This is a genomic window from Hydrocarboniphaga sp., from assembly GCF_028291725.1.
Lineage (GTDB): Bacteria > Pseudomonadota > Gammaproteobacteria > Nevskiales > Nevskiaceae > Hydrocarboniphaga.
Genome location: NZ_JAQGNT010000034.1, coordinates 1 through 9,973, shown reverse-complemented (window position 1 = coordinate 9,973; position 9,973 = coordinate 1). Strand labels below are relative to the sequence as shown.

11 protein-coding genes and 1 pseudogene are annotated in these 9,973 nt (G+C 62.5%); 1 reads left to right on the top strand and 11 read right to left on the bottom strand.

The window, feature by feature from the left end; genetic code table 11:
- Window positions 1-177: 177 nt before the first annotated feature.
- Window positions 178-375, top strand: coding sequence for a hypothetical protein (locus tag JWQ90_RS09280; RefSeq protein ID WP_299692526.1), 198 nt, complete (start codon window positions 178-180; stop codon window positions 373-375).
- 10 nt (window positions 376-385) lie between these two features.
- Here JWQ90_RS09280 and JWQ90_RS29175 read toward each other — a convergent pair.
- From JWQ90_RS29175 to JWQ90_RS09230, 11 genes and pseudogenes are all read right to left on the bottom strand, one after another.
- Window positions 386-505: pseudogene (locus JWQ90_RS29175) on the bottom strand (sigma factor-like helix-turn-helix DNA-binding protein); the annotation flags it as partial.
- A gap of 292 nt (window positions 506-797) precedes the next feature.
- On the bottom strand, window positions 798-1,493 hold the full coding sequence (locus tag JWQ90_RS09275) for a hypothetical protein (protein WP_299692523.1): 696 nt from the start codon (window positions 1,491-1,493) through the stop codon (window positions 798-800).
- Between the two features lie 92 nt (window positions 1,494-1,585).
- Window positions 1,586-2,557, bottom strand: a complete 972-nt coding sequence (locus tag JWQ90_RS09270) for a nitronate monooxygenase family protein (RefSeq protein ID WP_366919481.1) — start codon at window positions 2,555-2,557, stop codon at window positions 1,586-1,588.
- A gap of 32 nt (window positions 2,558-2,589) precedes the next feature.
- Window positions 2,590-3,726 carry an acyl-CoA dehydrogenase family protein gene (locus JWQ90_RS09265; RefSeq protein ID WP_299692517.1) on the bottom strand — a complete coding sequence of 379 codons (1,137 nt, stop codon included), beginning with the start codon at window positions 3,724-3,726 and terminating at the stop codon, window positions 2,590-2,592.
- Complete coding sequence (locus JWQ90_RS09260) at window positions 3,723-4,484, bottom strand: SDR family NAD(P)-dependent oxidoreductase (RefSeq protein ID WP_299692514.1); 762 nt, start codon at window positions 4,482-4,484, stop codon at window positions 3,723-3,725. The genes JWQ90_RS09265 and JWQ90_RS09260 overlap by 4 nt, the downstream gene beginning before the upstream one ends.
- A 74-nt stretch (window positions 4,485-4,558) precedes the next feature.
- On the bottom strand, window positions 4,559-5,785 hold the full coding sequence (locus JWQ90_RS09255) for an FAD-dependent oxidoreductase (protein ID WP_366919480.1): 1,227 nt from the start codon (window positions 5,783-5,785) through the stop codon (window positions 4,559-4,561).
- Between the two features lie 5 nt (window positions 5,786-5,790).
- Window positions 5,791-6,108: a 2Fe-2S iron-sulfur cluster-binding protein gene (locus tag JWQ90_RS09250; protein WP_299692508.1), complete on the bottom strand. Its 318-nt coding sequence runs from the start codon at window positions 6,106-6,108 to the stop codon at window positions 5,791-5,793.
- Window positions 6,109-6,200: 92 nt separating this feature from the next.
- Entirely contained in the window at window positions 6,201-6,965 is a 765-nt protein-coding gene (locus tag JWQ90_RS09245; RefSeq protein WP_299692505.1) for an SDR family NAD(P)-dependent oxidoreductase, read from the bottom strand.
- Between the two features lie 7 nt (window positions 6,966-6,972).
- On the bottom strand, window positions 6,973-8,295 hold the full coding sequence (gene hisD, locus JWQ90_RS09240; protein WP_299692502.1) for a histidinol dehydrogenase: 1,323 nt from the start codon (window positions 8,293-8,295) through the stop codon (window positions 6,973-6,975).
- 133 nt (window positions 8,296-8,428) lie between these two features.
- Window positions 8,429-9,664: a hypothetical protein gene (locus JWQ90_RS09235; RefSeq protein WP_299692499.1), complete on the bottom strand. Its 1,236-nt coding sequence runs from the start codon at window positions 9,662-9,664 to the stop codon at window positions 8,429-8,431.
- A gap of 9 nt (window positions 9,665-9,673) precedes the next feature.
- Window positions 9,674-9,973: biopolymer transporter ExbD (locus JWQ90_RS09230; RefSeq protein ID WP_299692496.1), on the bottom strand; the 300-nt coding region annotated here is incomplete at its 5' end.

Sequence of the window (9,973 nt, the reverse complement as noted above, 5' to 3'; positions counted from 1 at the left end):
GAACGTGGCCTGCCGCAGCGGCGAGAAGATGCCGTTGGCGTTCACTGCCTCGGCCGCGCCATCACGCGGCCGGGTGTCGCGTGACCCGCTCGCAGCTTTGGCTTCCGGAGATGTCGGCATTCAGCCGGCGAGTTTAACCGCGCGAGCCCCTCGCTTCGAAATTGTGTTCTTTCTTCGATGAACTTGAATCTCCCTGGCAAGCTTGTGGTGGTGACGGGCACGAAGGTCAACATCGGACGGATCACCGCGCTGGACCTCGCCACCGAGGGTGCGAAGCTGGTGGCGGTCGGGCGCGATCCCGTCTTCGGAGCCGTGACGGGTACAGCCGCGCTTGCAGCACGACTTCGGTCAGCTCCGGCGGCAGCGGCCAGGTGATCCCGCCTTCCCGCGCCCGCCGCAGCGCCTCCTGCACCGTCGAACGGGCCACACCCAGGGCGTCGGCGATCTGCCGCTCGCCTACACCCGCCTCAAACTTGAGGCGAAGAACTTCTTGAATCTTGCGCACGGATAACCTCGATTGCGCCACCAGCGACCCCTTTTCAAAGAAATGGGCGCCACGGTAGCGGGGTTATCCCGCCTCACCTCACTGGACCGACATCACGCGGAATCGTGGACCGGCTTCGCGCGGAATACGCACTATGGTAAAGCTCGACTGCGTCGGCTCTGTAGTAAAGGAATGTGCAGAACAGTAGGCCAAAAATCACCATATCGCCGAGCACGAAAACCCAGATACCGAGTTCGCCGGAAACTCGCCTGATAGAACTTCCACCCTCGGAAATCATCAGATCGAGCGAGCGTTATCGTTCATCCTGAGGCTGACGTTTGATGGTCTGAATCAACAGAACCGTCATCACGATAACCCAGGAGAAAAAAGCCAGAGCGGGAATCCAGAACCCGAAAAGACCATTCCAGGCGAACGGCCCGGTTTTGAAGAATGTCATCAGGCCTCCCGGCAAGAACAGCACCGCCATCCACAGGTTGAAGAAGCCTGCCCAGCGAGGAAAAACCGGCGCCGTTGCCTTGTCTCCCAACACGCTGATACCGATCGCCAGCAATTGAACAGTGGCGGGCGAAAACGTCATCAGGAATAGCAACCAGGCGGTATCGTTGAGCAGCAAGGTCAACTCAGGCGCGCGTTCAGGACGGAACGCAGCCGAGGTCCATAGCATGGCCGGCAATATCAGAATGAAGACACCGGCCGCAGCCGCGCCGAACTGGGTGATCGCCATCACCGCATGCCGGCCTTCGATCCGCATCAACTGAACCGAAATCACCGCGGCGAACGGGATCGTCAGCGCGCTACCCGCCATCAACAGCACTTGCCCCAGCCGGATCATTCCGGTATCGGCGCGAAAGATGGCGGCGATCTGTTCGGCACTGGCGCTCGGGTAATGTGGCGGAAAGAATCCGGCGAAGGTCCAGAAGCCAAGGCCGAACAACAGTGCAAAAACCACTCCGCTCCAGGCGCACAACAACTGATTTCTTTGGTTCACGAGGTTCTCCCGTCGGCACTGCGCACTTGTCCGCAAAAAGTCGTGTTGTCCACCGCCCCGCTACGCGTTGAGACCTCACGCCCCCATCTTTATTAACCGAAGCAAGCCTGGCCGAAGCTGAGGCGTTCCCGGCATTCGAGCACCATGCGCTGGATCAACTCGGCGCAACTCGGCACGTCGTCGATCAGCCCGACCACCTGGCCGCCCCAGATCAGGCCGTCTTCCGGCAGGCCGCGTTCGAGAGCCTCGCGACCCCGGACTCCCTTGACCAGATGATGGATGTCGGCGAATTCGCAGCCGCCAGGGCGCCGCTCGATGGCCACGACTTCATCCGAGATTGCGTTCTGCAGCACGCGCCCCGAGTTGTGCAGCGTCCTGAAGATGAGCTTGGTATCCCGCTCGTTTTTTTCGACCATCATCTGCTTGATCGATTCGTGAATCGGCGCTTCTTTGGTCGCACAGAAACGCGTTCCCATGTTGACGCCTTCTGCTCCCAGAACCAGGGCCGCTGCAAGACCCCGGCCATCACCGATGCCGCCCGAGGCGAGCACCGGTATTTTCAGCCTCGATGCCGCGCCAGGAATCAGTACGAGCCCGCCGACATCGTCCTCTCCCGGGTGACCGGCGCATTCGAAGCCGTCGATGCTGACGATGTCGACTCCGTTGCGCTCCGACGACAGCGCATGCCGCACCGCGGTGCACTTGTGGATGATGACGACCCCGGCCTTCTTCGCCTTGGCGATGAAGTCTTTCGGGTTGTTGCCGGCAGTCTCCAGAATCTTGATGCCGCTGCCGATGATCGCGTCCAGATACGCTTCGTAAGGCGGCGGCGGCGCAGACGGCAGGATCGTCAGGTTTACCCCGAAAGGCTGGTCGGTCATCGCGCGGCAGCGCTCGATCTCGGCGACGAGCGCGTCCGGCGTCGGTTGCGTCAGCGCGGTCAGAATGCCCAGGCCGCCAGCATTGGATACCGCAGCGGCGAGTTCGGCCCGGCCCACCCACATCATGCCGCCCTGGATGATCGGATAACGGATGCCGAGCATGCGGGTGACGCGGTTGCTCATCGGGGCTGCATCGTTCACGGCCATATCCTGATTCAGTGGTTGAGAAGATTGCGGGCGATCACCAGGCGCTGGATGTCGCTGGCACCTTCATAGATCTGGCAGACGCGCACGTCGCGATAAATCCGTTCGACCGGAAAGTCCTCGACATAACCGTAGCCTCCATGCAGCTGGATCGCGTCCGAGCACACCGTCTCCGCCATTTCCGATGCGAACAGCTTGGCCATCGAAGCCTCGCGCAGGCAGGGCTGCCCGGCCTCGCGCAGCGACGCGGCATGCAGTACCAGATGGCGCGCCGCCTCGATCCGCGTCGCCATGTCGGCGAGCCGGAAGGCCACTGCCTGGTGCTCGATGATCGGCACGCCGAAAGCGCGGCGCTCCTGCGTATAGGTCACCGCTGCCTGCAGCGCCGACCTCGCCATACCCACGGCCTGCGCCGCGATTCCAATGCGCCCGCCCTCGAGATTTGCCAATGCGATCCTGTAACCCTCGCCTGGAACCCCCAGCATGCAGTCCTGGGTGACTTCGCAATCCTCGAACAGAATTTGCGCGGTATCCGATGCGCGCTGGCCGAGCTTGGCTTCGATCCGGGTAACCTGATATCCCGGCGTCGATGTCGGCACGATAAACGCGCTGATGCCTTTCTTTCCCGCATCGGGGTCCGTGACCGCAAACACGATCGCGACCTGCGCGTTCTTGCCGGACGTGATGAACTGCTTGGTGCCATTCAGAACCCAGCCGCGATCGCTTCGTCTTGCACGGGTCTTCAAAGCGGAGGCATCCGAGCCGGCCTGCGGCTCGGTCAGGCAGAACGCGCCCAGCCATTCGCCGCGAGCCATCGGCCGCAGGAAACGTTCTTTCTGATCCTGCGAGCCGAACTTGAAAACGGGCATGCAGCCCACCGAGTTGTGCACGCTCATGATCGTCGACGTCGCACCCTCGCCCGCCGCTATTTCCTCGAGCGCAAGCGCGTAACTGACGTGATCGACACCGGCGCCGTCCCACTCGGCCGGGACCACCATCCCGAGCAGGCCCAGAGCACCCATTTCCTTCAGGGCGGCAGCAGGAAAAGCATGCGAGCGATCGCGCTCGCCGGCGTACGGCGCCAATTGTGATTCGGCGAAACTGCGCGCGGTGTCGCGGATCATCCGCTGTTCATCGCTGAGAATCATTTCGCCGCCATTCGCAGCGCCGCATCCAGCCGGATCGTTTCGCCATTTAGGTAAACGCTCTCGACGATATTGAGCGCCTGCTTTGCAAACTCGTCGGCCCTGCCCAGGCGCCGCGGGAACGGTACCGTAGTCGCAAGGCTGGCACGCACGTTCTCTGGCAGGCCCTCCATCATCGGCGTCTCGAACAGGCCAGGCGCAATCGTGCAAACCCGAATGCCGACCGATGCAAATTCGCGCGCAGCCTGAATCGTCAGCGCGATCACGCCGCCTTTGGATGCCGCGTAGGAGGCCTGCCCGATCTGGCCCTCGTATCCAGCGATCGACGCGGTGTTGACGACCACACCGCGTTCGCCATCCGCGAGCGGCTCCAGAGCCATCATGTCGGCAGCGGCCAGACGCAGTGTATTGAAGCTGCCGATCAGATTGACTTCGATCCCCTTGCGAAAATCGTCCAGCGGCAAGGGGCCGTTGCGGCCGACGATCTTGCCGGCAGGCGCAATGCCTGCCGTATTGATCAGGATTCGAGCGGCGCCGTGCCTGTCACGCGCCGCCCGGATCGCATCCTCCGCGCTTTCGGCGCTGGTTACGTTGCACCGCACGGCAAAGCCACCGATTTCGTGAGCCAGCGCCTGTGCCGCTTCAATATTGAAGTCGAGCACCGATACTTTCGCGCCTGCCGCCGCGAGCCGCCGCGCCGTTGCCGCGCCCAGGCCCGATGCACCGCCGACGACGAGTGCCGGCACGTTCTGAATTTGCATGTAGTGCTCCTGTTCTGGTGGTGCTGCTCTGATCTGCGCCAGATCAGTTCAAGACGCATCTGCGAGACTCCGAACTACGCGGCGATATCCTTCAACTGCCGGCTGGTATCCCGCAGTGCGCCCGGATCGAGCTTTGCTCCATCGACGACCAGCTTGCGGCCCTGTACGTAGTCCCTCACCGCGTTGACGCAATCCAGTGCAATGACGCGACCTTGTAGCAGGTAGATAACCGAAAAGCTGCGTGCCGCAAGCTCACCTCTGAGCACGGTCTGGTCGTGCCCGATCGACAGGCCAACGGTTTGTAGCTTGAGGTCGTACTGATTCGACCAGAACCAGGGAACGGCGTCGTAGGCGACCGCCAGCCCAAGGAGGCACTTGGCGGCGATGATCGCCTGATCGTTCGCGTTCTGGACCGATTCCAGTCTCAGCGTCGCGCCTTCGGCGTAGCGGTTGGCGTGTGCGGCGCAGTCGCCGATCGCATACACGTCGGGCAGGGTAGTGCGGCATTGGGCATCGATCTGGACGCCATTGTTTCCGGCAGCGCCGGCCGCGAGCAAAGGTTCTACCGCGGGGATGATGCCGATGCCGACGATCACCATATCGGCAGGCACGATCTCGCCGTCATGCAGGCGTACACCGCTCGCCTTGCCGTCCTGTCCGACAATGCATGCAACTTTCACTTGCGTACGCAGATCCACGCCATGAGCGCGATGCTCGGCTTCGTAAAACGACGACAGATCCGGACCCGCGACGCGAGCCAGTACGCGATCCAGAGCCTCGAGCAGCACGACTTTTTTACCGAGCTTGGTCAGCACGGCCGCAGCCTCGAGGCCGATATAGCCGCCGCCGATGATCGCGACGCGTTGCGTGGTTTCGAGCTCGCGCATAATGCGATCGACATCGGCACGCGTGCGCACCGAGTGCACGCCTTTGAGGTCATAGCCGGCGCAGCTCAGCATCCGCGGGCTGCCGCCGGTGGCCCAGATCAGCGAGCCGTAGCCGTGCTGGCTGCCGTCGCTGAGGCTTACCTCATGCGCCTCCGCATCCACCGCGACCACGCGCCGGTTCAGCCGCATCGCAATTTTCCGCTCCTCCCAGAAAGAAGCGGGACGGATCAGGATTCGGTCGAAGGTCTTGTCACCCGACAGATAGTCTTTCGACAGCGGCGGTCGTTCGTAGGGTAGCTCGGGCTCGTCGCCCAGTATGGCAACCGTTCCGGTGTAACCCCCTTGCCGCAATGCAATCGCTGCCTGGGCCCCAGCATGGCCCGCGCCGATGATCAAAACATCCGTCCTGTCCACGGCACTCAGTCCTCGTCCGCGATCGTGATTACAGCGCCTTCCAGCGCGTCGCTCACCTCGATCTGGCACGACAGACGCGACAGTTCATCGCGTGAACTGGTCGCCTCCAGTAGATCGTTTTCGTCGTCGCTCATTTTCGGCAGCCTGGCGAGCGCGCCGGCTTCCACATGCACGTGGCAGGTGGCGCAGGAACAGCAGCCGCCGCACAGCGCCAGCAGTTCGTCGAAACCCGCTTCGCGCAGGGTTTCCATCAAGCTGCGGCCTGACGCCGCCTCGATAGTTTTACCGATGCCCGAACGATTCTTGATGATCAGCGTTGGCATCGGGCCGCCGCACGCAACTGAAGATCCGGCTTCACTTATTGCTCCTGATTGAATGGACATTCCGACGGCTGAGTTGCGCGAACCAATATCGATCAGTCCGCAGTCCAGCCGCCATCGATGATCATGGACGTGCCGGTCATCAGCGCCGAAGCGTCGGATGCCAGATACAGCACTGCGCCCATCAGATCCTCGACCTGTCCGATTCGCCCCAGCTTGATCTTGGCCAGTACGCTGTCGCGGAAAGTTGGGTCTTCGAAGAACGGACGCGTCATCGGCGTTTCGATGAAAGTCGGCGCGATCGTGTTGACGCGGATGCGGTACGGCGCGAGATCGAGAGCCATCGCCTTGCTCATGCCTTCGAGGCCCCATTTCGACGCGCAGTAAAGCGTGCGTCGCGGGCCGCCGACGTGGCCCATCTGCGACGACATCTGGATGATCGATCCGGCGATCTTCGCCTCGACCATTTGCCGCGCCACCGCCTGCCCGACGAAGAACGCGGAACGCAGATTGAGATCCAGCACCGCGTCGTAATCCTCGACCGTGACTTCCAGCAGAGGTTTCGGGCGATTGGTTCCAGCGTTGTTGACGAGCACGTCGAACGCAGGGAGAGCCGCAAGCGTCCGATGGACCGCTGCGATGTCCGACACGTCGAGAATCAGCGTTTCGGCACTGCCGCCATCTTCGCGGATCGCGCCGGCCACCTCGTCGATCTCTTTCTCGGTGCGCGCGCACAGCGTGACCTGCGCGCCGGCCTGCGCCAGCGCGGCGCCGCAGGCCAGGCCGATGCCCCGGCCGGCGCCGGTGACGAGCGCCCGCCGACCGTCCAGGCGCATCGAAGGAGTCTTGGGTAGTTGCATCGCAATCTCAGCGCGAGGCGACAGGCTCGGCCTTGCCGCCGTAAGGCACATCGCGATGTCCGTAGCGACGCACGCGGATGTTTGCCTGCTCGCCATGGCCGACGAAGCCTTCGAGCGCGCACAGGCGCGAGCAATACTCGCCGATCATCGCGGACGCTTCGTCGGTAGTAACTTTCTGATACGTGCAGGTCTTCAGGAACTTGCCGACCCACAGTCCGCCGGTATAGCGCGCCGCCTTCTTCGTCGGTAGCGTGTGATTGGTGCCGATGCACTTGTCGCCGAACGAGACATTGGTCCGCGGCCCAAGGAACAACGCGCCATAGTTGCGCATGTTCTGCAGAAAGTAGTCCGGATCGCGGGTCATCACCTGCACATGCTCGGAAGCGATACCGTCGGCGATCTTGACCATCTCGGTCTGATCATCGGCGACGATGACCTGTCCGTGCACTTCCCAGGCTTTGCGCGCGATTCCCGCGGTCGGCAGGATCTGCAGCAGGCGTTCGACTTCGCGCATCGTGTCTTCGGCAAGCTGGCGCGAGGTCGTCAGCAGAATCGCCGGGCTGTCCGGGCCGTGTTCGGCCTGGCCGAGCAGATCGGTTGCACAGAGTTCGCCATCGACGCTGTCGTCAGCGATCACCAGGGTCTCAGTGGGGCCAGCGAAAAGATCGATGCCGACGCGGCCGAACAGCTGCCGTTTCGCTTCGGCGACGAATGCATTGCCGGGACCGACCAGCATGTCGACCGACGCGATGGTCTCGGTTCCGAGCGCCATAGCCGCGATCGCCTGAATGCCGCCGAGGCAATAAATTTCGTCGGCGCCGGCCAGCGACTGCGCAGCGACGATCGCCGGCGCCAGGCCGCCCTGATACGGTGGAGCGCAAGTGACGACACGTGGCACGCCGGCTACCTTGGCGGTCAGCACCGACATATGCGCCGATGCGAGCAGCGGATACTTTCCGCCGGGCACGTAACAACCGGCTGCACCGACCGGAACGTTGCGATGCCCGAGCACCACGCCCGGCAGGGTTTCGACCTCGACGTCCTTGATCGAATCGCGCTGAATCTTCGCAAAGTTGCGCACCTGGTTCTGCGCGAACTCGATGTCCTTCAGGTCCCGTGCGCTGAGCTGATCGATGCAGCCCTGGATGTCCTTGTCGGTTAGGCGGTAGCTGTCGCGATCCCACTTGTCGAACTTGATCGAAAGCTCGCGCACTGCGGCGTCGCCGCGACGCTCGATGTCGGCGAGGATCCCCTCGACCGTTTCCCGAACCTGGCGGTCCGCGCTGGCGACCGCTGCCGATTCCGCTCCTTTCTTCAACCAGACAGCCATGATTTTCTCCCGAATCCTGATGTTCAGACTATACCAACCGAACGTTTGGCTCAATACAAATGACGGCCTTCACCGACGAGCTTCCGCGGGCTTTGCTGATGCGGCGGCGCAGCAATAGTCCGACGCGAAATCTTTACCTGGCCGGAACTGCGCTGCGCAGCAGGAGGGTCCACAGGCGCGCGAGATCCCTGGCTCCGTCGTTGCCCTGCACCGCCGAGAACGCTTTGATCGCCTGGTCCTTCTTACCCGCGACCAGATAGGCGTAGCCGAGATGCAGCTTGGCCTGCTCTGCCGCCTTCAGCCCGCCTTTCTTGACGCCCTGCTCCATCAGCGGAATGCCCTTGTCGGCCTGGCCATAAGCGACATAGTTCAGGCCGGTGCTGACCAGCGCATCGCCGGCAGGCTGGGACGCTGCCGCTTTTTCGCCTTCCGCGAGCGTCGCCTTATCCTCGGCGAGTTTCCTGGTCACCAGATCTTTCAGGCGCTGCTGCCGGCTGGCCTCGTCGCCGGTGCCGAGCAATTTCTTCTGATAGCCCTCATCGACAAATTTCTGTGCTTCTCCGGGATAGCCCGCCTGCAGCGCCAACTGAGCGGCTTCCATGTAGTCGTTGGACTTCTCCATCGTCCCGGTCACGCGACGCAGGCGGTAAACATCGAGATCGAGATTATTAGAGAAGCCCGGCTTGCCGGCCGTACGCAGAACCAGATCCAGCCAGTACTCTTTTTTTGGCGTGAACACGACGATCTTTTCGAGCGCGGCGACATAGGCGTTCATGTCGTTCTGCTTCAGCGCGCAACTCGCCAACAGCTGCAGCTGCGTGTCGCTCGGACGCTTGCCCGCCGCTTCCTGTGCGCCGATCTGGCTGCTCAACTCGGCTCCGGCTTCCTTGTACTTGCCGGCGAGATACAGTGACTGCGCATACAGCCCCAGCGTTTCCGCGGCAGTGCCGCCAGCCGCCTTGTACTTCTGAATCGCGTCGGCGGTTCGCGCGTAGTCCTTGGCCGCATACGCAAGCTTCACGTACGAGTCGAGAGTCGAGACTTTCTCGGCGGCCGGCAATTCAGGTGAAGCGATGACCTGTTCATAAGCCGCCAGCGCGCCCTTGTAATCGCCCTTGCCGATCGCGGCGGACGACTTCAGGCGCGCAACCACGTACTGCTCGTAAGAGCTGAGCTTGCCGACCGCTTCGGCCTTGGCGATGGACGCTTCGGCCTCCTGATATTGCTTGGCCGCCAGCGACTTCTGAGCGGCCTGCAGAGCGGCGCCGACTTCCGGGCGTACGCTCTGCTTTTCAGCAGAAAAGGTCTGGACGGCCGAAAGGAGGAGGAGTGCGCCGGCCGCCAGACTAAAGAGAGTTTTGTTGGTCATCGTTGCTTCCTACTGCATGAATTGTTCATTACCGACGAGACCGATCTTGGTCACGCCATGGCGTTGCGCCGACGCCAGCACCGCGGCGACGTACTTGTACTCGACGAGCTTGTTCGGCCGGATGTGGAATTCGCTCTGGTTGTCGCCCGCTTCGCCTTCACGGCGAAAGTTCGAATCGAGCGTGCCGCGGTCCATCGGTGTGCCGTTCCACAGCACCGTGCCGTCGAAGTCGATCTCCAGGTCCACCGCCGGCGGTGGCGGCGCATCGTTCGGCGGCTGATCGGCCGACGGCATGTCCAGCTTCACCGC

Bases quoted from the DNA above. Each gene is read 5' to 3' on its own strand.
- JWQ90_RS09280 (WP_299692526.1), top strand. From the start codon at position 178: ATGAACTTGAATCTCCCTGGCAAGCTTGTGGTGGTGACGGGCACGAAG.
- JWQ90_RS09270 (WP_366919481.1), bottom strand. From the start codon at position 2,557: ATGAGCAACCGCGTCACCCGCATGCTCGGCATCCGTTATCCGATCATC.
- JWQ90_RS09265 (WP_299692517.1), bottom strand. From the start codon at position 3,726: ATGATTCTCAGCGATGAACAGCGGATGATCCGCGACACCGCGCGCAGT.
- JWQ90_RS09260 (WP_299692514.1), bottom strand. From the start codon at position 4,484: ATGCAAATTCAGAACGTGCCGGCACTCGTCGTCGGCGGTGCATCGGGC.
- JWQ90_RS09250 (WP_299692508.1), bottom strand. From the start codon at position 6,108: ATGCCAACGCTGATCATCAAGAATCGTTCGGGCATCGGTAAAACTATC.
- JWQ90_RS09245 (WP_299692505.1), bottom strand. From the start codon at position 6,965: ATGCAACTACCCAAGACTCCTTCGATGCGCCTGGACGGTCGGCGGGCG.
- hisD (WP_299692502.1), bottom strand. From the start codon at position 8,295: ATGGCTGTCTGGTTGAAGAAAGGAGCGGAATCGGCAGCGGTCGCCAGC.
- JWQ90_RS09235 (WP_299692499.1), bottom strand. From the start codon at position 9,664: ATGACCAACAAAACTCTCTTTAGTCTGGCGGCCGGCGCACTCCTCCTC.